Here is a 24,022-nt window from a genome sequence, read left to right as displayed (position 1 = left end):
TGCGTGCCATGACGGAGCACGACGGCGGTCCGTCGGCGCGGAATCTGGAGGAAGGCCGACTGCTCAAGGAGCTGGAGGCCATCCACCGCACGCGCCACGAGACCCTGCTGCACGGGTCGGACGATGCCCTGGTCACCCACACGCAGCGGATGAACGAGCTGGAGCACGAGTACGTACGCCGCCACCCGCGGCGGGCCCAGACCGCCGGCCGCACCCGCTCGGGCGCCCGGGCCCGTACCGGCGCGGAGGACGCGGAGTAGCGGCTCGCAGGTGCGCCGGGGCGGGGCCGGGTCAGTCCTTGTGCGTGTAGCGCGTGCGCGCCCACAGCGGCAGGGCGAACCAGCACAGCAGGTACCACCCCAGCACGCCGGCCACCAGCCAGGGCACGAAGGCGTTGTTCGTGGCCACGCGCAGCACCAGGAAGAGCGCGGCGGTGAGGGTGGCCAGCAGCAGGAGGATCCCCGCGAAGGTGAGCCGTGAGGCCCAGACGACGGCCTGGGGCTTGATCCGGCGGCCCGAGACGATGCGGTGGAAGGCGACCGGGCCGACGAGTGCGCCGGTCGCCAGGGATCCCAGGACGACGGTCACGATGTAGAGCGTCTTGTCGGTCTGGGGCAGCCCGTGGAAGTGGGGGGTGAAGACGACGGTCAGCAGGAAGCCGAAGAGGATCTGCACGCCCGTCTGGACGACCCGGATCTCCTGCACCAGCTCCTGCCACCGCCGGTCCGCGCGCTGTTCCTCGCTCTCGTTCCGGCCGTCACCCCGTTCGGCGTCGCCGCTCTCTTCGCGCATGCCGTCTCCCGGTCGGTGTCACTTCTGGGCCTGCTGGCCCAGGTGGAAGAGCAGCCAAACGAAACCGGCGAACACGTGGGTGCCGACGATGTAGAGGAAGGCGCGCAGGGCGACGCCGTTCTGCTTCCACTTCTCGTACTTCGCGGCGGCCGCGACGCCGGTCGCGTCGGTGGTGCTCTCGTTCGTCTTCTCGTCCATGGTCCTCCCACGGTAGCGAACGACGCGCCGCGCCACGAGCCGACAATGGGTCACACTTGCCTCGGATGAGACAACTTTGTATCGTTCGAGGCGAAGGAGGCTCATCATGGTGCACGAAGAAGAACTGCTGGACAGCGCCGCGCGCGTCCTCGCCGGCGATCACAGCGCCTCGATGGTGCAGATCGCCGCCGGGACCGGGACCAGCCGCGCCACGCTCGGCCGCCGCTACGCGACCCGGGAGGCGCTGCTCAAAGCCGTCGCCGTCCGGGCCATCCAGGTGGTCGACGCGTGCCTCACCCCGGCCGACCTGCCGGAGACCGCCGACGGCCCGGCCTTCGACGCCGCGCTGGAGGAGCTGGTCGTCGCCCTGCTGCCCGCCGCGCACCTGTACGGCTTCACCTCGCGCGACGCCACCGTCCTCGCCGACCCCGAGTTCCGGGCCGGTGTCGACCGACAGGACCAGCGGGCACTGGCCTTCCTCTCCCTCGGCCAGCGGCTCGGGCGGCTGCGCACCGACCTGCCGCCGTACTGGATCTGGTACTCGCTGTGGGGCCTGCTCGACGCCGCCGCCGAGGGCGTCCGCGACGGGCACCTCGCCCCCCGCCGGATCGGCCACCTGGTCCTGACCTCCTTCCTCAGCGGGACCCGGCCCCCCGGGCAGCCGTCCGCGCCGTAGGGCTGTTTTCGCCCCGACCCGCTCCACCCCGTGCACCACCCCGAACGGAACCTCATGCACCCCGCCGCGCTCGACCCCCGCCGGTGGATCGTCCTGGCGATCCTCTCCGGCAGCCTCCTGCTGATCTCCATGGACACCACGATCCTCAACGTGGCCTTCCCCTCCCTGGTCGGCGACCTCCGGCCCGGCGCCGTACAGCAGCTGTGGATCATCGACGTCTACGCGCTCGCGCTGTCCGGCCTGCTGGTCACCGCGGGCGCGCTCGGCGACCGCTGGGGGCGCAAGCGGCTGCTCATGGCGGGCTTCGGCATCTTCTCGCTGGCCTCGCTCATAGCCGTCTTCTCCACCGAGGCCTGGCACGTCATCGCGGCCCGCGCCCTCCTCGGCATCGGCGGCGCGGCGATCATGCCCGCCACCCTGTCGATCCTGCGCAGCGTCTTCACCGACGCCAGGGAACGCGCCTTCGCCCTCGCCGTCTGGGCGGCCGTGTTCGGCGGCGGCATGGCCTTCGGCCCGGTCATCGGCGGGCTGCTCGTCCAGGACTACGGCTGGCACTCCGCCTTCCTCCTCAACCTGCCCGTAGCCGCCCTCATCGTCGCGGCGGGCCTGCGCTACCTCCCCGAGTCCCGCTCCCCGCGCAGCACCGGCGACTGGCACTGGTGGGGCGTCGGCCAGTCCATCGTCGGCATGCTCGCGCTCGCGGGCGGCATCAAGCAGCTCGGCAAGAGCGGCGTCGCCGACCCGCTGCCGTGGGCCCTGCTGGCCGTGGCAGCCGTCGCGCTGACCGTCTTCGTACGCCGCCAGCTGCGCCGGGACAACCCGCTGCTCCAGGTGCGGCTGTTCGCCAAGCCGGCCTTCAGCGTCGCGGCGACCGCGATCTTCCTGCCCATGGTGGGCATGGGCGCGATCCTCTTCCTCGTCACCCAGTGGTTCCAGTACGGACAGGGCTACACCCCGCTCGAGGCCGGACTGCGGCTGCTGCCCGCCCCGCTCGCGCTGATCTGCGCCTCGATGGTGGCCCCCGCCCTGATGCACCGCTTCGCCATCCGGCACGTGCTGGGCGCGGGCCTGGTCGTCCTGGCGGTCGGCATGGCCCTGCCGTGGACCCTCCAGCAGTTCACCGACCTCGGGTACCCGGCCTTCGCGGCCGCCCTGACCGTCATGGGCCTGGGCGCCGGCACCGCCACCACGGTCGCCTCGGTCACGCTGATCTCCGCGGCGCCCGCGGACGAGGTCTCCAGCGCCGCCGCCATCGAGGAGACCTGCTACGAACTGGGCTCGGCCATGGGCGTGGCCATCCTCGGCTCCACCGCGGCCGCCCTCTACCGGGGCAACCTGCCCGCCTTGGACCTGGACGGCCCCAGCGCCGCCGCGGTGCGGGACTCCGTGGGCGAGGCCGCGCACATCGCCGAACGGCTCGGCGGCACCGTCGGCCAGGCCCTGGCCGACGCCGCCTCGCACGCCTACACCCTCGCGATCACCCCGGCGTTCCTCATGGCCGGCGGCCTCGCGATCGCCGCGGCGGCCACGACCTGGGCCCTCATTCCGCGCGATCTCCAGCCCACCGAGAACCACTGATCCGGGCCGGCCCGAAAGGGACGGCCCCGAACGCCGGCGCGGCGGGCGCCGGGCCCAGAGTGGTGGTGCCCGGCGCCGCCCGGTGGCCCAGGCCCGTGCGGTACACGTCCAGGGCCGCCTCGGTCCGGCCCGTCCGGCGCAGCAGGTCACCCAGCATCCGGCACAGGTCCGCGAGGTCGCCGGTGGCCCCGCTGCGCTCCAGCAGCGCCAGCGCCTGCACGTAGTGCTCCTCCGCGGTCTCGGGCTCACCGCGCTCCTCGGCCATCAGGCCGAGGAGCCGGTGCGCGCCTCCCGCGTGCACGGCGCCGTGGCTGTCCCCCAGTTCCAGGAGCGCCGAGAGCAGCTCCGCGGCCTCCTCGTACCGGCCGAGCCGGCGCAGTACGTCGGCCAGTTCCACCTCCACCTGCGCGGTGTACAGGGCGGCGCGCCGGGCCGCCAGCATCTCCCGGGCCGTACGCAACTCCCGCTCCGCTGCGGCGAGTTCGCCGTTCTGTGCCTGTACGTACCCGCGCATCCAGTGGCAGTGCGCCAGATCGGTCCGCAGGCGCAGCTGCCCGTAGATCGCCTGCGCCTTGGCGAGCGAGGCGTCCGCGTCGGCCACCCGGCCCTCGGCCAGGAACGTCCGCGCCACCTGCCGGTGCATCCCCGCCACCAGCGCCGGATCGCTGACCTGCGGGGCCAGGGCGAGGGCGAGTTCCGCCGCGTGGGCGGCGCGGGCGTGCGCGCCCATGTCGATGTACGGCCCGATCACCGCGGCGTAGAGCAGGACCAGCGCCTCGGGGTCGGCCAGCCCGCTCGCGCCCAGCTCGTCGATGGTGGATTCCAGCAGGTAGCAGGCGTAGCGCAGCTCTCCGGCCAGCAGGTGGGCCACGGCGCGGCCGCGGATCGGGCGGGCCCGGCGGGGCAGCGGCTCATCGGCCAGCAGGCGCTCGGCCGCCTCGAAGCGGCCGATCGCGTCGGCGAGTTCCCCGGCCTCCAGGGCGCAGTCGCCCAGCCCGAGCAGCGCCTCCGCCTGCTCGGCGACCAGCGCGAGCTCCTCCGCCTCGTCGAGCAGCCGCCGGTAGCGCACGGCGGCCTCGTCGGCCGCGCCGGTGGCGAGCGTCTGCTGGGCGTCGGCCAGCGCGAGGCGCAGCTCGGTGGCCAGGTGGGCGGGGCGGCCGGTGGCCAGCTCCTCGTACGAGGTGCCCAGGCGTCCGGCGAGGAAGCGCAGCGCGGTCTCGGACGGGCGGACCCGGCCCGACTCCAGCGTCGAGATGTATGCGGGGGTATAGCTGGGCTCCGCCAACTGTCTTTGAGTGAGGCCGAGTTCGGTGCGCATCCGCTGAACCCTGCTGCCGATCCGGGCCGGTTCGTCCATGGAATCCCCCTGGTTGCTCGAACTCCCCAGTATTCAGGGGGATCAGGCCATTGCGCACGCCCCGCGCGCCACCTAGTTTAAGCAACCGATTCAGCAGGCTTATCGCCTTGCTTAACTTCCTTGTTCAACTTCCTTTCCAGGGGGAGGACTTCATGCGTCCAGTCAGAGGCCGGGTCCGGGGTCCGGCGCTGCGGGCCGCCCTCGCGGCGGTCTGCGCGGCCGCCGTTCTGGTGGCAGCCGCACCGGCGGGGGCGGCCGACGCGCCGCCGGCGGCCGGGGTGGAGGTCGAGATACCGGGGCCGGAGCACGGCGGCGACGCCGGATCCGGCCACATCCGGGTCCCGGCCGCCGGGGCCCGGGCGAAGACCTCGGGCGGGCTGTCCCCGGCCGAGCGGGCGGCCGACGGCGAGGTCGTCAAAATGGTCGACAACGGCCCCACCGCCGACCGCCTCGACGTCGTCGTCATCGGCGACGGCTACACCTCCGCGGAGCTGGAGCGGTTCCGCTCCGACGCCCGGCAGAAGTGGGACGAGGTGACGGCCGTGGAGCCGTACACCACCTACCGGAACCTGTTCAACGTGTGGACGGTCGACGCCGTCTCCCGGGAGTCCGGAGTCTCCGGCGACCCCACTGCGGCCACCGTCCGCGACACCGCCCTCGGCTCGTACTTCTGGTGCGAGGAGATCGAGCGGCTGCTCTGCGTGGACCAGCCCAAGGTCGACGCGTACGTGGCGAAGGCGCCGGAGGCCGACCTGGTCATCGTGCTCGCCAACAGCGCCAAGTACGGCGGCGCGGGCTACAACGAGCCCAGCGCCACCCTCGGCTACGAGGGGATATCGACGGCCTCGGCGGGCCACCCGAAGTCCGGTCAGGTGGCCATCCACGAGACCGGCCACTCGCTCGGCAAGCTCGCCGACGAGTACTTCTACTCCGGCGTCCCGGAGTACGAGAAGTACACCGGCCCCGAGCCCGCCGAGTCCAACAGCTCCGCCCTGCCCGCGGACCGGATGGCAACCCAGCGGGCCAAGTGGTACCGCTGGCTCGGCGAACCCTCCCCGGACGGCGGCACGGTCGGCGCGTACGAGGGCGGCGGCTACTTCTCCACCGGGCTGTACCGGCCCACGGACAACTCGATCATGCGGGTGCTGGGCAAGCCCTTCAACCTGCCCGGCGTCGAGGCGATGATCGGCGGGTTCCACCAGCACGCGAGGACCGTCACCCCGCTCACCCCGACCGACCGCACCCTGCGGGCGCGCGACACCGCGCGGGCGGCCGTGCCGCGGCTGGCCGGAGCGGACGGGCGCCAGCTCGTGGTCAGGTGGTACCTGGACGGCAGGGAGCTGAAGCGGTTCGAGGGCCGGACCGAGGTGGCGGTGGCGGACCTGTGGCTCTTCGACTTCCGCCCGCACCGCCTCAAGGTCACGGCGGAGGACCGCACCCCTTCGGTGCGCGACCCCGAGATCGCACGCACCCTGCGCTCGACGGCGGCGTGGACGGTGCGGCTCTGACGCGCGGCGCCGGGTTCCTCAGACCCGGCGCCAGACCGCCATCGCCCAGGAGAACAGCCCGAACAGCACGAGCCCGGCGGCGACCAGGACCAGGAGCCACGGTCCCGCCGGGGTCTGGGTGAAGGCGCGGAGGGTGTCGTCGACACCCTTCGCCTCCGCCGGGTCGTAGCGCAGCGCCGCGTACACGACGAAGGCGCCCGCCGCGGTGAAGACCGCGCCGCGGGCCACGCCGCCGGTGACGCCGAGGAACTCGACCGCCTTGCGGACCCCCTCGGTCATCCGGTCCAGGGCCAGATACTTGCGGAACGTGCGCAGGGCCGCCCCTACGGCGATCACGCCGCCCGCGACGAGGATCGCCCCACCGGCCGCGCCGACCCACCACGGGCCGCCGGGCAGCTCCATCGCCCTGGCCGTCACGTCGCGCGACTGCTCGTCGCTGGACCGCTGGCCGCCGGACCCGGCGGCGAAGGAGAGCACCGACAACGCGAGGGCCCCGTAGAACACCGCCCGGGCCGCCGACGCCAGCCGCTTGCCGGCCTTGTCGCCGTCCGGGCCCGCGGCGCCGAACACCGCCTCCGACAGCCGCCACAGCATCATGCACACCAGGCCGATGCCGACCGCCCAGACGAGGACCCCCCCGAAGGGCTGCTCCGTGAGCGCCTGGAGCGCGCCCTTGCGGTCCGCCTCGGGGCCGCTCTCGCCGAACGCCACGCGGACGGCGACCGCACCGAGGAGCACGTACAGTACGCCGCGCGCCACCAGTCCGCACCGGGCCACGACCTCTCGGCCCATGCCGCCCGGGGACGCGGTCCGTGCCCCCTCGCGCCGTACTCCTTCGCCTGTCGTTTCGCCGCCCGTCATGCCACGCGGCTACCCGGGGCCGACCGCTCCATGCCCGCGGGCCGACCCCGCGGCGATGCCGTCGAGGACGAGGCCGAGGCCCAGCTCGAATCCGCGGTCGTCGAGCTCGGCCAGGCCCGCGCCGGTGGCCGCGGCCCCGGTGAGGGAGTCGGCGAGGGCCGGGTAGGCGGGGCGGTAGTCGCCCGCCGCGCGGGTGAAGCCCGCGGTGAAGGTCTCCAGTGCGGAGCCCAGGACCAGGTAGTCGATGGCGGCGGCGGCCTCGGCCGCCCGCGCCGGGGTGCAGCCCGCCCGGATCAGGGCGCCGAGCAGGGCGTCGTATCCGCGCAGGGCGCGGTCCGCCTCGACCCTGCGGCGGGCGGCGGGGGCGATGGCGTTCGGATGGCGCAGGTACACGCGGCGGTAGCCGCGCGCGTACGAGGCGATCCCCTCCCGCCAGTCGGGCCCGTCGAGCGGGCTCAGGTCGATCTCCTCGTTGATCAGTTCCGAGACCGCGTCGAGGACGTCCTCCTTGGACGCGACGTGGTGGTAGAGGGATGCCCCTTTGACCCCGAGGCGGTCGGCGAGCGTGCGCATCTTGAGGGCCTGCGGGCCCTCGCCGTCGAGGAGTTCGAGGGCCGCGCGGGCGATGTTCCCCCGGCTGAGCAGCGGCTGGTTCGGTCGGCCCACGTGTGATCCCCCTCGTTCCGGGCCGCCAGGTTACCCGTTGGCAGGGTCTTCCCAAGGGGTTCGAGCCGGGTTAAGGTCCCCGCATTCCCGATACCTAACAACGTTAGATTTAACGTTCGGGACGCTCCGGGCGCTCCGGCGCTCATCCCCCTCTGAGAGGTGCGCATGACAGACCTTGCCTCCGCACGCCCTGAAACGGCCGACGCCGACGCCGCCCGCCTGACCGACCTGGGCTACACCCAGGAGCTCAGTCGCAGCCTCGGCATCCTCGGGAACATCGCGATGGGCTTCGCCGTCGTCTCGCCCGTCGTCGCCCTGTACGCCGTCTCGATGGTCGGCACGATGATCGCCGGGCCCGCCTGGGTCTGGGCGCTGCCGATCGTGCTGCTGGGCCAGTGCCTGGTGGTGAACGTCTACTCGGAGCTGGCCTCGCAGTGGCCGCTGGCCGGCGGCCCGTACCAGTGGGGCCGGCGGCTGCTCGGCCCCTCCTTCGGCTGGATGAGCGGCTGGGTGTGGCAGTTCGCCGTGATGTTCGGCAACACCACCGTCGCCTACCTGGCCGCCCCGTGGGTGTTCGCCCTCGTCGGCGCCACCCCCACACCGGGGTCAATGGTCGCGGTGGCGGCCGGGATCCTGCTCGCGTGCATGCTGGTCAACGCGTACGGGATCAGGATCCTGAGCTGGTTCGTCTCGCTGGGCATCGCCGCCGAGGCCATCGCCTCCGTACTGGTCGGCTTCGCGCTGCTGCTGTTCTTCCGCGAACACGGGTTCGCGCTGTTCACCGAGACCCTGGGCGCCGAAGAGCTGTCCGGCGGGTCGACCGCGCTGGCCTTCCTCGCCGTCCTGGCCGTCGCGGGCTGGGGCTTCATCGGCTTCGACGCCTGCGTCTCGACCGCGGAGGAGACCAAGGACGCCGGCCGGCAGGTCCCGCGCGCCATGTGGTGGGCCCTGGTCAGCGTCGGGCTCGTGGTCATCCTCAACGCGATGGCGGTCGCCCTCGCCCACCCCGCGCCGCAGTCCGTCGTCGCGGGGGAGGACCTTGACCCGGTGACCACCGCGGTCGCCGGCGCGTTCGGTTCGTGGTCCGACAAGCCCTTCGTGGCCGTGGTCCTGGTCGGGTTCCTCGCCTGCGCCATGGCCTCCCAGGGCGGTGCCGCGCGCGGCGTGTACTCCCTGGCCCGCGACGGGGTGTTCCCCTTCTCCCGCCAGGTGCGCCGGGTCAACCGCCGGCAGGCCCCGATCGGCGGCCTCGTCGCCTCGACCCTCGTCAGCTGCACCGGCCTGCTGCTCGGACTGAACGCCACGGCGATCGGCAGCCTGATCGCCTTCGGCACCGCGGCCACCTTCCTGCCGTTCTTCCTGGTCACCCTGGCCGCGCTCATCGCCCGGCTGCGCGGCAGCTGGGTCCCTTCCGGGCACATCCGGCTGGGGCGCAAGGGCACCTTCCTGAACCTGCTGGCCGTGCTGTGGACCGCCTTCGAGGTCGTCAACGTGTGCTGGCCGCGCGCCATCCTGGCTCCGCCCGGCGCCCCCTGGTACCAGGTGTGGGCGGGCCTGCTGGGCACCGGCGCGGTGATCACGGCGGGGCTGGTCTACCTGATGGTCAAGAAGCCGCAGAACGCGCTGCGGTCCTGATCCCGGGGCCCGCCACGGCCCGCCCCTTCTCTTCGGCACCCCCTCCCCACAGAAGGAGTAGTGACATGCACCTGCCACGCATGACGCGGCGCGGCTTCGGCGCCGCCGCCCTCTCGGCCGCCGCCCTCCCCCTGCTCGGCAGCCAGGCCTCCGCCGCCCGGACCCTTCCCGCGGCCAACCGCTCGGCGGCCGGAGACCCCCTCCACGCACCGGCCGAATGGGAGCCGCACGCCGGCTGTGTGATGGCCTGGCCGTGGGACAGGACCGTCGGATGGGGCGGGCAGCTCCCCGACGTCCAGGCCGAGATCGCCGGCATCGCCAGAGCCGTCGCCCGCTTCGAACCGGTGCTCATGGTCGCCGAGCCGGGAACTGCGCAGCAGGCGCGCGACCTGTGCGGGAGCTCGGTGACCGTGATCGAGTACCCGGTCAACGACTGCTGGACCCGGGACACCGGACCGGTCTTCGCGGTGAACCAGGAGCGGACCCATCGGGCGGGCCTGGACTTCGCCTTCAACGGATGGGGCGGGAAGTTCCCCTACGACAAGGACGATCTGCTGCCCGTCGGCGTGTGCGCGGAGCTGGGCCTGCCCCGCACCCCCGTCGGCATGGTCCTCGAAGGCGGCTCCGTCCTCACCGACGGGCAGGGCACCCTCGTCACCACCGAGGAATGCCTGCTCCACCCCAACCGGAACCCCGGCATGACCCGGGCGCAGATCGAGGCCGCGCTGCTCGCCTCGTACGGAGCGGACAAAGTCGTCTGGCTCCCGTACGGACTCCACCACGACGACATCACCAACGGTCACGTGGACCTCGTCGCCGCCTACCTGGGCCCGGCCCGGCTGCTGCTCCACACCCAGCCCGACCCCGGCCACCCCAACCACGCCCGGATGGCCGCCAACAAGGCGGTCCTCGATGCCGCGACCGACGCCTGCGGGCGCCCCTTCCACGTGGTGGAGATGCACCACCAGCCGCAGTTCCGCCACGGCGGGCGCGCCGTGGAGACCTTCAGCTACACGAACTACTACCCGACCAGCGGCAGCGTCGTCGTACCCACCGCGGGCGAACCCGCCGACGCCCCCGCCCTCGCGCAGTTCGCCGCCCTCTTCCCCGGCCGCGAGGTGGTCGCCGCCCCGGCGCGCGTCCTCGCCTGGGGTGGCGGCGGAGTCCACTGCGTCACCCAGCACGTCCCGGCCGAGCTGCGGAGAACGGCGGAACCGGACTACATGGGGTCCATGCCCCGGTCGTCCATCCGGCCCTCCTGGTCACTCTGCTCCTGGAGGCGGCGGGCCTTGTCGCGCAGCCGCTGCTTCTCGTCCGGGTCCTGCGAGCGGTCGGCCGCATCCATCAGTTCCTTGGCCTTGGCACGCATCTGCTGGGACCGGCCGCGGGACTCGCCTGAAACGCTCATGATCGCTCCTTGGATCAGTGGGGGAGAGCGGGCGGATCCAGCGAAGCAGCCGCGCCGCGCGCCCGCATCTCGAACCGTCACCGAGCGTGACCCGTCCGGACGTCCGGGCGCGCCGCACCCCGCCGAGGGGCTTAGGCTCGGACCAGGCCGAGAAGGGGATGGTGTTCATGTGTCGCTGGCTCGCCTACTCGGGTTCACCGCTGCTGCTCGACGCGGTGCTCTACCGCCCGGAGCACTCGCTCATCAACCAGAGCCTCAACGCGCGGATGGGCGTCGAGTCGACCAACGGTGACGGGTTCGGCATCGGCTGGTACAGCGCCGACGGCAGCGGTGACGGCACGCCCGCCGTCTTCAAGGACATCGCACCGGCCTGGAACAACCGCAACCTGCGGGAGCTGGCCGGCCACGTCCGCTCGCCCCTGTTCTTCGCGCACGTTCGCGCCTCCACCGGGTCGGCGATCCAGCAGACCAACTGCCACCCCTTCCGGCACGGGCGGTGGCTGTGGATGCACAACGGGGCGATCACGGACTTCCGCCGACTGCAGCGGGACCTCTGCATGGCCGTGGACCCGGCCCTCTTCCCGTGCATCGAGGGATCCACGGACTCCGAGGTGATGTTCTACCTGGCGATCACCTACGGCCTCGACCAGGACGTGCCGGGCGCCGTCGCCCGGATGGTCGGACTGGTGGAGCGGCTCGGCAAGGAGCACGGCGTGAACGACCCGCTCCAGATGACGGTCGCGGTGAGCGACGGCGAGCGCCTGTGGGCGTTCCGCTACTCGAGCCAGGGCAAGTCCAGGTCGCTGTTCTACAGCAGCGCGGCCGAGACCGTCCGGCACCTCCACCCCGAGCTGCCCTTCCTCGGAGAGGTGTCCGACGCCACGCGGCTGGTGGTATCCGAGCCCCTGGGCGACCTGCCCGGTGTGTGGAACGAACTGCCGGAAGCCAGCTACACGGTGATACCGTCCGCCCTCGGCGAGGACTACCTGCCCTTCGTCCCCGAACTCTAGGGCCCCAGCGCTAGGCGATGTCCGCCGCCAGAGCGGTCGTCAGGGTGAAGAGGGCCCCGTCCGGATCGCGCAGCGCCACCCACCGCTCGGTGGCGTTCGACGTGATGTCCGAGACGGTACGCCCGCCCAGCGCCACGGCGGCCTCGACGGCCGGCCGGAGCCGGGGTACACGGAAATGGACGTGCCAGCGCGGCCGGGTGTGCGAGGAGTACGAAGCCAGCTCGACCGGACCGCTGTTGAGACGCGCGACGGGCTCCCCGCTCTGCCTCAGGACCACCTGGTCCTCCTCGTACGACACCTCGCAGCAGCCGGGGCGGCCGGTGGCCCACTCCAGCACCCCTCCGTAGAAGATGGCCGCGTCGAAGGCGTTCCTGGTCCGCAGCTCCAACCAGGCCGGAGCCTGTCCCCTGCCCACCCGCCAGTGGGCGGAGACGGCACCCTGCCAGATGCCGAAGACGGCCCCGTCGGGGTCGGCGACGAGCGCCGCGCGGCCACCGGTGGCGAAGGAGACCGGCCCGACCGCGATGGTGCCGCTGCGCTCCCGGATGCGGTCCACCGCGGCGTCGGCGTCGTCGACGGCGAAGTACGGGGTCCAGGCCACCGCGACGCCCAGGTCGGAGGCGAGCGCTCCGATGCCCGCCACCGGCACCCGGTCCAGTTCGGCGACCGAGAACTCCTCGCCGAGACGGGCCCGCCGGAAGGTCCAGCCCGCGACCGCACCGTAGAAGCGCTGCGCCGTGCCGAGGTCGCGGGCCATCAGGCTCACCCAGCACGGGGCTCCGAAGACCTCTTTCGTCGACATCTCCACTGCTCGCTCCGCCCTTCGTGAGCCCCCGGCCGGCCCCGCCGTTCCACCGTCCCATTCTGGTCCCTTCCGGGACGAACCTCTCGATGGGCGGGACGATGCCCGTCAGCACGCCGTCACTACCAGTGAGCGTCGGGCGGCGATAACCTCGAAAGCCTCTGGTCCGGACGCCACCCCGCAGGCTCGGAAGGCAGGTCTCCCATGGCGAGCTCCCAGGTCCCCGTGATCGATCTCGAGCCGTGGCGGTCGGGCGGGCCCGGCGTCCGGGCGCGTACGGCGGCCCGCGTCGACGAGGCCCTGCGGGCCGCCGGGTTCCTGCTGGTGACCGGACACGGCGTGGACCCCGGGCTGCCCGCCCGGATCCGGGCGGCCGCGCGCGAGTTCTTCCTGCTGCCGGCCCCCGCCAAGGCGCCGTACGCGGTCACGGTCGGCGACCGCGGCTGGCTCGGCCCCGGCGCCGAGGCCAACAGCTACGCGGAGGGGAAGGCCTCGCCGCCCGACCTGAAGGAGTCGTGGTCCTGGGCCGCGGAGGACCCCACCGGGGTCCCCGCCGTGGACGCCGAGTGGTTCCGCCCCAACGCGTGGCCCGCGGAGGTGCCCTCGCTGCGCCCGCTGGTCACCGAGTACCTGGGCCTGATGAGGGCCCTCTCCGACGAACTGCTGCGGCTGCTGGCCACCGCCCTCGGCCTCGACGAGGACCACTTCACCCGCCACACCTCCCACCCGACCTGGGGGTTCAACGTCAACTGGTACCCGGGCGCCGAGGTCGTCGGACCTCCGCTGCCCGGCCAGTTCCGCATCGGGGCCCACACCGACTTCGGTACGGTCACCGTCCTGGACCGCCAGCAGGGCGCCGGCGGGCTCCAGATCCACACCGACGCCGACGGCTGGCAGGACGCCCCGTACGACCCGGCCGCGCTCACCGTGAACATCGGCGACCTGATGGCCCGTTGGACCGGTGACCGCTGGCGCGCGGGCCGCCACCGCGTACTGCCGCCGCCCGCCGACGCACCAGCCGAGGAACTGATCTCGCTCGTCTACTTCTACGAGTGCGACCCGCACACCCGCGTGGAGTCCCTGCCCGCGCCCCTCGGGCGCGTGGTCCACGACCCGGTCGACTCCCACGCGTACCTGCGGGAGAAGCTCCGCGCCATCAGCGTCCCCGACGGAAGTACGACGGCGGGGTGATCCGGAGCCCGACCAGGGTGGGAGGGCGCCTCCTCCTGTGAGCTGACGTTTCGACAGGCCGGCCTCAGTAGCTTCGGGGCATGAACCGACGCCGAACGGCCACCGCCGCAGCCTTACTCGCCCTCCTCCTGCCGCTTCCGCTCGCCGCCGCCGGCACGTCGGCGGCCGCCGGCGCCCCGTCCGCGGCCGCCGGGGCCGCGCCCGTCGCCGAGAGCCGCCGCACAGCGGTGGAACTCCCGCGCCCCACCGGCCGTTTCCCCGTCGGGCAGGAGACCCTCCACCTCGTGGACCGCAGCCGCACGGACCCGTGGGCACAGTCCGGGCCGCGCGAGCTGATGGTCACCATGCGCTATCCGGCGCAGCGCGGCACCGGCGGTCCCGTCCGGTACCTCACGAGCGAGGAGGCCCGGCTGCTGCTCGTCGACCGGGGGCTGGAGCAGGTGATCCCGGTCGAGACCCTGGCCGGCACGGCCGCGTACTCCCGGTCCCACGCCAGGCCCGTCGCCGGGCGGTACCCGCTGATCGTTCTCTCCCCGGGCTTCACCGTCCACCGCTCCACCCTCACCGCGCTCGCCGAGGACCTCGCCTCCCGCGGGTACGTCGTCGCCTCGGTCGACCACGCGTACGAGAGCGTGGGCACCGCCTTCCCCGGCGGGCGCGTGCTGGAGTGCCTGGCCTGCGACAAGGCCGAAGCGGGTACCCCCATGCAGGCCGTCAGTGACAACCGCGCCCGCGACGTGTCCTTCCTCCTGGACCGGCTGAGCGGACCCCGCCCCGCCTGGCGCCACGCCGGCCTCATCGACCGGAGCCGCATCGCCATGGCGGGCCACTCCATCGGCGGCGCCTCGGCGCTCGCCGCGATGGCGACCGACCCGAGGGTCCGTGCCGGAGTCAACATGGACGGCGGCCTCGCGACGCCGGCCCCCGAGACCGGCCTCGGCGGGCGCCCCTTCCTGCTGCTCGGCGCGCAGGACGGCGGCCCCGGGGGCAATCCGAGCTGGGACCGCGACTGGCCCAAGCTCGGCGGATGGAAGCGCTGGATCACCTTCGCGGACTCCGGCCACTTCACCTTCAGCGACTTCCCGGCGATCGCCGACCAGCTGGGCCTGCCCGACCCCGAGGCCCCGCTGCCCGGCGCCCGCTCGGTCGAGCTGACCCGGCGCTACGTCGGCGCCTTCTTCGACCAGCACCTCAAGGGCAGGCCCCAGCCCCTCCTGGACGGGCCGTCCGCCGAGACGCCGGAGGCCCGCTTCCACACCCCCTGACCCCCGGAACTCGCGGAAGCGCGACTCAGACCACCGTCACCGGGTGGCGCACCACCGCGTCGAACAGATAGCCCTGCGTGTTGTGGGGGCTCGTCGCGGGCTGAGTACGCCCGGTGGCGTCGGTCGCCCGGGCCAGCAGCGCGGTGGCGCCCGCGGCCCGCGGGGTCCACGGCAGCGACCAGCGCACCCAGCTGCCCCGGCGCGGCGCGTCGTGCAGCCGGGCCCGCTGCCAGCGGACTCCGCCGTCGGTGCTGACCTCCACCCGCTCCACGGGGGCGGCGCCCGACCAGGAACGCCCGGTCAGCAGCCGCGTCCGGTGCACGGGAACGGTCGCCCCCAGCTCGAGCTCGAAGGCGCTCTTGAGGGTCTGCCGGTCCAGCGGGGCCCCCTCGGCCGCGTACCCGGGCCCGAACAGCCGGTACGTGTCGGTGTTCCACGGCGAGTACAGCGGCGCGCCGCTGACCTCGATGTCCCCGACCCACTTGATCGAGGAGATCCCGATCCAGTCCGGTACGACGAGGCGGACCGGGCCGCCGTGGTCGGGCGGCAGCGGCTGCCCGTTCATCTCGTACGCGAGCAGCACGTCGTCCAGCGCCTTCGAGACCGGCAGCGGGCGCCGCACCCGCCCCAGGTTCACCCCGCCCGCGACCACCTCGTCGTCCAGTCCGCGGGGCAGGACGTCGACGGCGCCGGGCGTCACTCCCGCCAGCCGCAGCACGTCGGAGAGCCGCGCGCCGCGCCAGCGCGCGACGCCGATCGCGCCCAGGGTCCAGGCGGTGCCGGCGACCGGCTGCCCCTGCTGCGTGGCGTAGAAGCTCCGGCCGTTGCCGGCGCACTCGATGAACAGCGTCCGGTGGACCGCCGGCAGCCCGCGCAGCCGGTCGTACGAGAACTCCGCCGGCCCGCCGGCCAGGCCGTCGCCCCACACCGTGAGCTTCCAGCCGTCCGCCTCGATCCGCGGGGTGGAGGTGTGGTTCCGTACGAAGAACCGGTCGACGGGGGTGAGCGGCCCGGTGCCGCGCAGGGCGGCGAAATTCGTCTCCGCGTTGGTGCCCCGGATCGTGAACAGCTCGGGCGGCAGCGGCTTGACGGTACCGGGCACCGCCTCCGGGCCGGCGGCGGCCGCCGTGCCCGCCGATCCCAGGCCCACCGCCCCGGCCGCCGCCCCCGCGGCGAACAGCCTGAGCAGGTCGCGGCGGTCCACTCCGGCGGAGCGGGCCCGGCCGCGCGCCCACTGGCGCAGGCGGGTCCGGTCGTACTGGCTCTCGTCCGACAGGTCGAGGGGCATGCGGGGACACTCCTTGGTGGTCGCGGTTCCCACGGACCGTAGGGCCCGCGGTGAGCCGCCGGAAGCTACCCGCCCCGATGGCCACGAACCCGCAACACGGACGCAATGGCCGGGACCCGATTACCGCTGGCCAGCAGTGTTCGGCAGGATGGGCCGCATGACCGAGATCATGACCCCCCGCCTCATCCTGCGCCGCTGGACCGACGACGACCTCGTCCCCCTCTCCGAGATCAACGGGGACCCGGAGGTGATGCGCTGGATCGGCGACGGCTCGGTCCGCGACCTGGAGGAGACCGCCGAGGACATCGAGCGCTGGGAGGAGGAGTGGGACGAGGAGGGCTTCGGCCTCTTCGCCGTCGAGCTCCTCGGATCCGGCGAGCTCATCGGCGTCGTCGGCCTCTCCGTGCCCGAGTACCTGCCCGAGGTGCTCCCGGCCGTCGAGATCAGCTGGCGGCTCGGCCGCCAGTACTGGGGCCAGGGCTACGCCTCCGAGGCGGCCCACGCCACCTTGGAGTTCGCCCTCCAGGACCGGGGACTGGACAAGGTGGTCGCCGTGAACCGGGTCGGCAACGAAGAGTCCGAGAACGTGATCCGCAAGCTGGGCATGGTCGCGGAGCGCGACACCACGCACCCCGAGTACGGCCACCTCCTGCGGATCCACGCCATCGACCTCACCGAGTACGAGGCCTGAGGCCCGGGGCCTGAGGCCTGAGGCGTGAGCCCGGGGCTTGAGGCCGCTCGTTCGGATCAGGCCGGCGCGGAGCCCGGAGCCTGGGCCGCGTGCCCCGCGCCGACCGCGGCGAGGGCCGCCGCGTGCAGGGCGGCCGGTTCGCCGTGGTGGGGCAGGGGGCTGCCGGTGAGCGTGTACCACTCGTCGGCGTCCTTGTACTGGATGTCGAACCGGGCCAGCCCCCCGGCCACCACCGTGGTGCGCAGCGTGACCGGGCCGGTGATGACGCCGACCTCGTCGGTCATCGCGCCGCCCGGCCCGGCGAGCACCTCGTCCTGCCACTGCTGTGCGTCCGTCATGACGTGCAGGTGTCCAGCATGTTCGTGAGCATCTTCTTCTCCGGTTCGGTGACGGTCAGTCCGTAAGCGGATTTGACGGTGGTCCAGGCCCGCCCGTACTGGCACCAGCCGGACGTGTCCGGCGGCTGCCACAGGTCGGGGCTCTGATCGCCCTTCGACCGGTTCGAGGCGGCTGTCACGGCGAGCAGCTGGGGGTTGGCCAGGTCGTTGGCGAATGCCTTGCGCTTGGCGGCGTCCCAGCCGGCCGCGCCGGAGCGCCAGCCCTCGGCGAGGGGCACCATGTGGTCGATGTCCATCTTCGCCGCGTCCGTGACGGCCACCCCGTCGTAGAGGCTCTTCCACGAGCCGGACACGGCCCGGCATTCGGCGTCCCGCTTCACGTCGGTGCCGTCCCGCCCGAGGACGACCTCACGGGTGTCGCACTTGTTGCCCTGCTGCGCCCAGTGCGCGAACTTGTCCCGGCTGTACCCGGCCATCGTGCCGACCGGCGCCACCTTCAGCGCGGCCAACTGCGTGCGGGCCACGGCCGCGCTGACCATGCCGGGCAGCACGTCCCCGCCGGCGGGCTTGCCGTCCGGGCCGGGCGGCACGGCGCGGGCGGCCGAAGGCGCGGGTGCGGCGCCCGTACCCGCGCCCTTGCCCGCGTCCGGCGCGGCCGGATCGGAGCAGCCGGCCAGGGTCAGCAGCAGCGACGCCGCCAGCACCGCACCCGGCACACGTATCTGACGAACCATGGACCCCACCCCGAACCGACTCCGCGCCAACGTCCCCTGAACACTACCCAGAACCGGACAAAGAACCGACCAGCCACCCTCCGGCGGGCGTTGTCAGTGGCTCTCGCTAGTCTCCCCGCATACCGCAGCTCAAGGGGGGTCCCACCCCCCTGTCCGGGCTGCGCGGACAGGGCCGGGACAGGCGGAGGGACACGGGCTGATGGCATGGGTGGCAGCGGGCGAGGGGTACGAGATCTCCCTCGTGGAAGGGCGGGTGGCGGCGCGGTCCGCCACGGGCCGGTCCGCGGGGCGGCAGTTGAAGACCCTGCCCAAGGCGCTGAAGGACCATCCGGAGGTCGACCGGCTGCGCCGGCTCGCCGAATGGCTCGACCGGCACGCGGCGGCGTGCGTCGCGCAGGTCGACACCTGGATGGTGTCCTCGCTGCCCGTGCCGACCGCGCTGCTCGCCCGGGTCTGGCCGGACGAGGCCTGGCAGAGCGCCCTGCGCGACCTGGCCGTCGTCGGCGACGACCCGGACGAGGTGGGCTTCCTTCGGGACGCCACCGCGTCCGGTGAGCTGAAGGTGGTCAACCTCGACGGCGAGACCGTACGGCTCTCCCCGCGCACGGTGACCCTGCCGCACCCCGTACTCCTGCCCGATCTGGACGACGTACGGGACTTCGCGGCCGAACTGGGCATCGTGCAGCAGGTCGAGCAGATCCACCGCGCCACCTGGCAGAAGCCCGAGGGGCTCGCCGCCACCGCCACCGAGGTGAAGGACTACGCGGGCGGGGTCTTCCCCACCCGGTTCAGCCTCGCCGCGCGGGCGACCGGCCTCGGCTACCGGGTCTCCGGCGGCTACGCCACCTGCAGGGTCCGCGACACCGGCCGGGCCGCGGAGGCGGCGGTGTGGATCGGCGAGCCCTACTACGACGCGGAAACCACCACCGGCGCACTGACCTGGCACGACGGCGAGGGCCGGGCCGTGCGCCCGGCCGAGGTCGGACCGGTGGCCTGGTCCGAGGGGATGCGGATGGCCGCGGCACTGTACGCCGGGCGCAAGATCGAGGAGGGCGGGGGCGCGTGAGCACCACGGACAGCAACAGCAACAGCAGCACCAGCATCAACACCACTGGGAAGGACGGCGTGTCCGTGAGCGAGGCCGAACTGCTGCTCAGGGCCGGTGCGGTGCTGCCGCACGGCACCCCGGACGCGGGCCCCACCGCCGTCGACCTGACGGCTCGCTCCTACCGGCATCCCGCCCTCGGCGACGACCGCGTCGTCGTCCGGCTCGCCGCCGCCGAGCTGGGCGCGGCCGAGGACCTCGCCGCCGGGTTCCTGGGCCTGGTACCCGAGCGGACCGACCCGCCCGTCGTCGGCCTGGGCCACCGCCAGTCGCTCGGCTTCCCCGAATGGATCCTCGTCCACCACCCCGAGGACGGGCACCACGCCCTCGCCGTCGTACCCGAGCTCGACCGCATCACCCGCCAGGCCAAGACCAAGCCCAAGGCCGCCCTCGACGCCTGCCACGAACTCGCCGGCCGGCTCGCCGCGTCCGTCCCGCACTTCCTGCCGGTCTTCCTCGAGCACGCCGCCCGTACCTTCCTGGCCGTCGAGAACACCACCTACGCCGCCCAGCTGTTCGGCCGCGCCCGCACCGCCGAGGCCCAGCACGGCCTGAGCGTCGACGAGGACCGGCTCGACGCCGTCTTCCTCGAATTCGCCCTGGCCGGCGCCCTCCCGGTGAAGGTCCTCACCGGCTACGGCAAGGAGCTCGCCGTCCGGGTCAGCCCCGCCGAGGCGTACCGGCGCTTCCGCCGCCTGTGCGTCCGCCGCACCGCCGGCGGGCTGCCGCCCTCCGCCCAGGCCGCCACCGAACTGCGCCGCCTCGCCCGCGCCGCGGGCCTGACCGGAACCGCACCCGAGCAGGACTACCTCGCCGAACTGCTGCCGCTGCCCGCCACGCTGCGCGCCCCGATCGGCTGGTGGAAGGCCCACCGCGGCGCCCTCGTCGCGCTCGCCCGCCGCGTCCCCTCCGTACGCGGCACGCTCCTCGGGCTGACCCCGCCCGGCGGCGGCGACAGCGTCGGACTCAGCGGCCTGTGGCTGGACATCCTGCAGGAATCCGGCGCCACCGCCGGGCTCGAATCCGAGGACCTGCCCGCCGACCAGCGCTGCGCCGACGGCACCGCCGGCTGGCTGGAGCGCTTCCACGCGGCCCGCCACACCGGCTGGGGCCAGCGCCCCACGCCTCCCGTGCTCCTCGACCTCGTCGAGCGCTGCGCGCGGCAGCTGCGCGCCGAACTCGCCCGCCCCGGCCGCGAAGCGGGCCTGCGGGTCGGGGTCCAGGACGCCGACTTCCTCGACCTGCTGCTCACCCTGGACATCCCGGTCGCCGACCCCGACGACGAGCACAGCAGGTACCGGAACGGCCGGCTCAACCTGGAGGACTGGGCCCGCGCCGACCAGCGCCGCGACCTGCTCGCCCTCGCCGCCGACCCGCGGTTCCACCCCGCCTTCCACCGTGCGCTGAACAGCCTCGGCGAAGCCGGCAACGACATCATCCGCCGCGTCGCCGCCTCGCCCGGCGGCCGCCCGGTGCTCACCGAGTGGATGCGCGGCGTCGCCCTCGCCTCCACCGCCGCCGGCCTGCCCGGAGTCCCGGACGCCATCGCGCGCCTGACCTGGCTGCCGGCCGAAGCCCTCGCACTCGCCCCCGAGGAGGTGGCCGACGCGGCCGCCGCCGACCTCGCCGAGACCCTCGCCCGTACCCTGCGCGGCGGCCTCTTCGAGGAGCTGGCCTGGCCCTCCTGGGAGAGCGCCGTGGCCGAACTGGCACCCGTCCAGGACCGGCGCGGCCTGACCGTCGCCGAGGCCTGGCCGTACCTGATCGTCGCCAACGCCACCCAGGTCCGGGTCATCGACGCCGACTCCACCGTCCTCGCGCACGACCTGCGGGTCCCCACCGGCAACCAGTACCGCTACGGATTCCACTACGTCGACGGCGACCTGCTGGTCTTCTGGAACTCCTGGAGCACCAACGAGACGCACGGCTACTGGCACAGCTCGCCCGGCACCGTCCTCACCCTGGACTCCGACCGCCCGCACTGGCAGCTGCGCTCCGAACACATCAGCCTGCCGCTCCCGGACGGCGGCCGCGCCACCGGCGGCGGCATCCTGCACCGCGGCGACACGAAGCTGCCGGACGAGCGGGCGATGCTGTCCGACGGCACCTCGTACTGGGTGCGGCAGCAGCGCGACTCGAGCAACGAGCAGGGCTGGCGCGAGTACCACCCCGCCACCGGCGACCTCGGCCGGCTCTCCCTGCCCGGCTTCCTCACCGACACGCACGCCGGTCACCCCGTACACGGCAACTCCGTCGGGTACTCCTGCTGGCTGCGACCCGCGCCCACCGTGCCGGGCTCGGTGCTCGGCGCACCCGTCGACGGCCTGCTCGGCTGGCGCACCGCCCGCGTCCCCGGCCACGGCTGGCGGGGAACCGACACCGGCGGGCGCACCGTCACCGTCCCCGAAGGCGGCACCATGCCGCTCGCGGCGCTCACCTTCCCCGGCGACGACCGCCCGCGCGCCCTGTCGAACCGGTATCACGAGCTGAGCATCAGCGACCCCGACGGGGTGATCACCGCCGCGTCGCGCGACGACGAGCGCCGGGCCCCCTTCGCCACCGGCAGCGTGAAGCTCCCCCCGCTCTCCCACTGGTACGCGCTGCGCCCCCGCGACCCCCAGGGCTCGGCCGCGCTGCGCACCGCCGACCGGGAAACCGTCGCCGCCCTGCTGAAGGCGGCCGCCGCGGCGGCGAAGGCCGACGACCTGCCCGGCCTGGTGGGCGCGGCCCTGCCCCAGGTCACCGCCCCCGAGCTGATCGGCGGCATCATCGAGGTCCTGCGCTTCACCCTCGTCCAGCAGAAGGCCCTCGACCAGATCGCCACCCGGCTCCGGCCCGACGCGGAAGCAGCCGAGACCCGCCCCGAGGGCCCCACCGACCAGCTGATCGCCCAGGCGCTGAGCGGACTCGCCGGCGCCGGCTACTACCACTGGGGTGCCGACAGCGACGTGGCCCACCGCTTCCTGCGCGAACTCGCCGCAGCCCGCGCCGACAGCGCGGCGGACGCGGTACCGGGACGCCTGCACTTCGACGTGCCCGCCCTGCCCTACTCCGCGCTGCCCTGGACCCCGCTGCTCGACCAGCCGGCCGCCGTCGCCTACCGGGCGGTCACCGCCGCGACCAGCGACGAGGAGCGCGCCGCCCTCGTCAGCCTGCTCGGCGAGATCGACGCGCTGGGCCTGGCCTCCGCCGAAGGATCCGCGCCCCGCTGGCGCCGCGTCGTGGTCCACCTCGACCAGCACCACCTGCGCACCCCCGACGGAGCCGACCGGAACGTGAACCGGCGCGCCGTGCTCCCGCTCGGCGGCGGAGCCGTCCTCGCCACGACCGAGCACAGCGAATCCGTCCCCGACGGCCACGAGTTCGGCGCCCTCCTGCACGACCCCGCCGGCCGCTTCACCGTCCCGGGGCCCTACACCCTGCGCCGCGACGCCCCGCTGGGCGACCCCGAGCGCGGCCCGGACTGGCTGGCCCGCGTCCTCACCGAGGCCGCCGACCGGGGCCCCGCCCCCTTCTTCTTCGAAGCCGCCGAGGAGTTCGCCCGCCTCACCGGAGTCTCCGGCGCACTGGCCCGGCTGGTCATCGCAGGCATGCCCGCCGTGGAGGGCGGATCGAGCAGCCTCCTGCCCGCCGACCTGCGCACCCTCCTCGACATCAAGGCCGCCGACGCGTCGCACGCCCGCGAGGAGCTCAAGAGCCTCGACCTCGTGGTCCGGCGGGCCGTCGTCGCCGCGCTGCTGCCCGCCGACCCGGCACTCCTGTGGACCGAGGGCCCCGACGCGGCCGCCGCCGCCCAGGTGTGGAACCGGCGCGTCGGCCGTCGCACGCCGGTGCCCGACCGGCTGCTCACCGAGGCCTCCCGGGTCATGCGCACCGGGTGGGCCGTGCCCCACGCCCTGTCCGCGATCCTCGACCCGGCCCTCTCCCCGGAGCTGTCCGCCGACGTGGCGTGGACGGTGCGGGGCGACCACGTGGAGCCCCGCGAGCCGGCCGTCCGCCCGTTCACCTCGGCCGTCCTGACCGCCGCCATGGGCACGATGGCCTGGCTCGCCCACCAGCTGCCCGCGGGTGACCCCCTACGAGCGGCCCTGCCGCCCGCGCTGACGGCCGTACGGCAGCGGCTCGCCGCCCCCGGACTCCTGCTCGACAGCGGGCACTACGTCGATCTCACCGACTTCCGGAAGGCGGCCGGCACACCGACCGAGACCGGTGAGGGCTTCGAGCGGTACGGCGCGGTGGTCATGGCCACCCAGGACAACCGGCCCCGGTCCGCGCTGCGCCCGGCGCTGCTGGACTCCACCGGCTCCGACCCGTACCTGGCCGTCCTGCGCGGTGACGACCGGCAGCCCAACGCGGTCGAGACCGCCCTGCGGGCCGCCCACGACCCGCGCTTCGCCGCCTTGCTCGCCGACCCGGGCGCCCCGGCGGCGGGCGCCGCCGACCAGGACGGCACCTGGTGGCCGCAGGACCCCGGCCGGTCGGTCCCCGAGCTGGTGGCGGAAGCCGCCGACGAGCACGGGCTCGGCGCCGACGCGGCCGCCCTATACCTCATGCTGCTCGCCATGCCCGACCCCACCGACCGCAACACCGCGCGCTGGACCGGCTGGAAGCCCGCCAGGCTCAAGGCCGCCCGCGGCGAACTGGCCGCCACCGGCCCGGTGGTGTCGGCCGGCCGGAGCCGGGCGGGGCGCTCGCTGTTCCTGCCGGGCGGGTGGGTGGAGATGGCCTTCCCGGTGCTGCCCGTCGAGCAGTGGAAGCTCCCGATGTACGGCCACGCCCTATGGGGGCCCCTGGTGCCCGCCGAACCGGCCGCGGACCTCTACCGCCGGGCCTGGCAGCGGGTCCGCGAGGGCGACCATCCGCGCTTCGAGGAACTCAAGGTGAAGCGCACGCGCGGCCGCGCCCGCCGGGCCTGACAC

21 protein-coding genes are annotated in these 24,022 nt (G+C 73.9%); 12 read left to right on the top strand and 9 right to left on the bottom strand.

Going from position 1 to position 24,022, the window contains the following annotated elements; genetic code table 11:
- Positions 1-8: 8 nt before the first annotated feature.
- Positions 9-260: a DUF6158 family protein gene (locus ACIPUC_RS03225; RefSeq protein WP_446586458.1), complete on the top strand. Its 252-nt coding sequence runs from the start codon at positions 9-11 to the stop codon at positions 258-260.
- Positions 261-291: 31 nt separating this feature from the next.
- On the opposite strand, the gene ACIPUC_RS03220 is transcribed toward ACIPUC_RS03225, so the two are convergent.
- Positions 292-792, bottom strand: coding sequence for a DUF6328 family protein (locus tag ACIPUC_RS03220; RefSeq protein WP_446586457.1), 501 nt, complete (start codon positions 790-792; stop codon positions 292-294).
- Between the two features lie 18 nt (positions 793-810).
- Positions 811-990: a DUF6126 family protein gene (locus ACIPUC_RS03215; RefSeq protein ID WP_446586456.1), complete on the bottom strand. Its 180-nt coding sequence runs from the start codon at positions 988-990 to the stop codon at positions 811-813.
- A 106-nt stretch (positions 991-1,096) separates the two neighbouring features.
- Between ACIPUC_RS03215 and ACIPUC_RS03210 the strand changes: the two genes are divergently transcribed.
- Together ACIPUC_RS03210 and ACIPUC_RS03205 are read left to right on the top strand one after the other, a co-directional pair.
- The gene (locus ACIPUC_RS03210) at positions 1,097-1,666 is read left to right on the top strand and encodes a TetR/AcrR family transcriptional regulator (protein WP_446586455.1); all 570 of its coding nucleotides are present in this window, start codon (positions 1,097-1,099) and stop codon (positions 1,664-1,666) included.
- 30 nt (positions 1,667-1,696) lie between these two features.
- On the top strand, positions 1,697-3,244 hold the full coding sequence (locus ACIPUC_RS03205) for an MFS transporter (RefSeq protein ID WP_446586454.1): 1,548 nt from the start codon (positions 1,697-1,699) through the stop codon (positions 3,242-3,244).
- Here the strand turns inward: ACIPUC_RS03205 and ACIPUC_RS03200 are convergent.
- On the bottom strand, positions 3,207-4,601 hold the full coding sequence (locus tag ACIPUC_RS03200) for a tetratricopeptide repeat protein (protein WP_446586453.1): 1,395 nt from the start codon (positions 4,599-4,601) through the stop codon (positions 3,207-3,209). The two genes, ACIPUC_RS03205 and ACIPUC_RS03200, sit on opposite strands and share 38 nt — an antisense overlap.
- A gap of 152 nt (positions 4,602-4,753) precedes the next feature.
- Here ACIPUC_RS03200 and ACIPUC_RS03195 point away from each other — a divergent pair, with 152 nt between their 5' ends.
- Positions 4,754-6,109: a M64 family metallopeptidase gene (locus ACIPUC_RS03195; protein ID WP_446586452.1), complete on the top strand. Its 1,356-nt coding sequence runs from the start codon at positions 4,754-4,756 to the stop codon at positions 6,107-6,109.
- An 18-nt stretch (positions 6,110-6,127) separates the two neighbouring features.
- Here the strand turns inward: ACIPUC_RS03195 and ACIPUC_RS03190 are convergent, their stop codons facing one another.
- Together ACIPUC_RS03190 and ACIPUC_RS03185 are read right to left on the bottom strand one after the other, a co-directional pair.
- The gene (locus tag ACIPUC_RS03190) at positions 6,128-6,970 is read right to left on the bottom strand and encodes a DUF1206 domain-containing protein (protein WP_446586451.1); all 843 of its coding nucleotides are present in this window, start codon (positions 6,968-6,970) and stop codon (positions 6,128-6,130) included.
- Between the two features lie 9 nt (positions 6,971-6,979).
- Positions 6,980-7,636: a TetR/AcrR family transcriptional regulator gene (locus ACIPUC_RS03185; RefSeq protein WP_446586450.1), complete on the bottom strand. Its 657-nt coding sequence runs from the start codon at positions 7,634-7,636 to the stop codon at positions 6,980-6,982.
- A gap of 165 nt (positions 7,637-7,801) precedes the next feature.
- Here ACIPUC_RS03185 and ACIPUC_RS03180 point away from each other — a divergent pair, with 165 nt between their 5' ends.
- The 3 genes from ACIPUC_RS03180 to ACIPUC_RS03170 all read left to right on the top strand — a co-directional run bounded on the left by ACIPUC_RS03180 (position 7,802) and on the right by ACIPUC_RS03170 (position 11,689).
- Positions 7,802-9,271 (top strand): APC family permease, encoded by a 1,470-nt coding sequence (locus ACIPUC_RS03180; RefSeq protein ID WP_446586449.1) that lies wholly within the window; start codon positions 7,802-7,804, stop codon positions 9,269-9,271.
- A 65-nt stretch (positions 9,272-9,336) separates the two neighbouring features.
- Positions 9,337-10,971, top strand: a complete 1,635-nt coding sequence (locus ACIPUC_RS03175) for an agmatine deiminase family protein (RefSeq protein WP_446586448.1) — start codon at positions 9,337-9,339, stop codon at positions 10,969-10,971.
- On the top strand, positions 10,895-11,689 hold the full coding sequence (locus tag ACIPUC_RS03170) for a class II glutamine amidotransferase (RefSeq protein ID WP_446586772.1): 795 nt from the start codon (positions 10,895-10,897) through the stop codon (positions 11,687-11,689). The genes ACIPUC_RS03175 and ACIPUC_RS03170 overlap by 77 nt, the downstream gene beginning before the upstream one ends.
- Before the next feature lie 10 nt (positions 11,690-11,699).
- Here the strand turns inward: ACIPUC_RS03170 and ACIPUC_RS03165 are convergent, their stop codons facing one another.
- Entirely contained in the window at positions 11,700-12,491 is a 792-nt protein-coding gene (locus tag ACIPUC_RS03165; protein ID WP_446586447.1) for a VOC family protein, read from the bottom strand.
- Between the two features lie 204 nt (positions 12,492-12,695).
- On the opposite strand from ACIPUC_RS03165, the gene ACIPUC_RS03160 reads away from it, so the two are divergent.
- Both ACIPUC_RS03160 and ACIPUC_RS03155 read left to right on the top strand, forming a co-directional pair.
- Positions 12,696-13,682 carry an isopenicillin N synthase family dioxygenase gene (locus tag ACIPUC_RS03160; RefSeq protein ID WP_446586446.1) on the top strand — a complete coding sequence of 329 codons (987 nt, stop codon included), beginning with the start codon at positions 12,696-12,698 and terminating at the stop codon, positions 13,680-13,682.
- A gap of 80 nt (positions 13,683-13,762) precedes the next feature.
- Complete coding sequence (locus ACIPUC_RS03155; RefSeq protein WP_446586445.1) at positions 13,763-14,947, top strand: alpha/beta hydrolase family protein; 1,185 nt, start codon at positions 13,763-13,765, stop codon at positions 14,945-14,947.
- Between the two features lie 25 nt (positions 14,948-14,972).
- Here the strand turns inward: ACIPUC_RS03155 and ACIPUC_RS03150 are convergent, their stop codons facing one another.
- A complete protein-coding gene (locus ACIPUC_RS03150) occupies positions 14,973-16,235 on the bottom strand; it encodes a sulfite oxidase (RefSeq protein ID WP_446586444.1) in 1,263 nt (420 codons plus the stop codon).
- Positions 16,236-16,392: 157 nt separating this feature from the next.
- Here ACIPUC_RS03150 and ACIPUC_RS03145 point away from each other — a divergent pair, with 157 nt between their 5' ends.
- Positions 16,393-16,926, top strand: coding sequence for a GNAT family N-acetyltransferase (locus ACIPUC_RS03145; RefSeq protein ID WP_446586443.1), 534 nt, complete (start codon positions 16,393-16,395; stop codon positions 16,924-16,926).
- Between the two features lie 56 nt (positions 16,927-16,982).
- On the opposite strand, the gene ACIPUC_RS03140 is transcribed toward ACIPUC_RS03145, so the two are convergent.
- Both ACIPUC_RS03140 and ACIPUC_RS03135 read right to left on the bottom strand, forming a co-directional pair.
- Entirely contained in the window at positions 16,983-17,264 is a 282-nt protein-coding gene (locus ACIPUC_RS03140; protein ID WP_446586442.1) for a hypothetical protein, read from the bottom strand.
- A complete protein-coding gene (locus tag ACIPUC_RS03135) occupies positions 17,261-17,998 on the bottom strand; it encodes an HNH endonuclease family protein (RefSeq protein WP_446586441.1) in 738 nt (245 codons plus the stop codon). Before ACIPUC_RS03135 ends, ACIPUC_RS03140 begins: the two co-directional genes overlap by 4 nt.
- Positions 17,999-18,197: 199 nt before the next feature.
- On the opposite strand from ACIPUC_RS03135, the gene ACIPUC_RS03130 reads away from it, so the two are divergent.
- On the top strand, positions 18,198-19,064 hold the full coding sequence (locus tag ACIPUC_RS03130) for a DUF4132 domain-containing protein (protein ID WP_446586440.1): 867 nt from the start codon (positions 18,198-18,200) through the stop codon (positions 19,062-19,064).
- Entirely contained in the window at positions 19,061-24,019 is a 4,959-nt protein-coding gene (locus tag ACIPUC_RS03125) for a DNA-binding protein (RefSeq protein WP_446586439.1), read from the top strand. Before ACIPUC_RS03130 ends, ACIPUC_RS03125 begins: the two co-directional genes overlap by 4 nt.
- Positions 24,020-24,022 lie beyond the last annotated feature (3 nt).

This window comes from Streptomyces sp. LARHCF249 (assembly GCF_052871255.1).
Note: the sequence above shows the minus strand (reverse complement) of the source record. Positions and strands in the feature narration are given on the sequence as shown.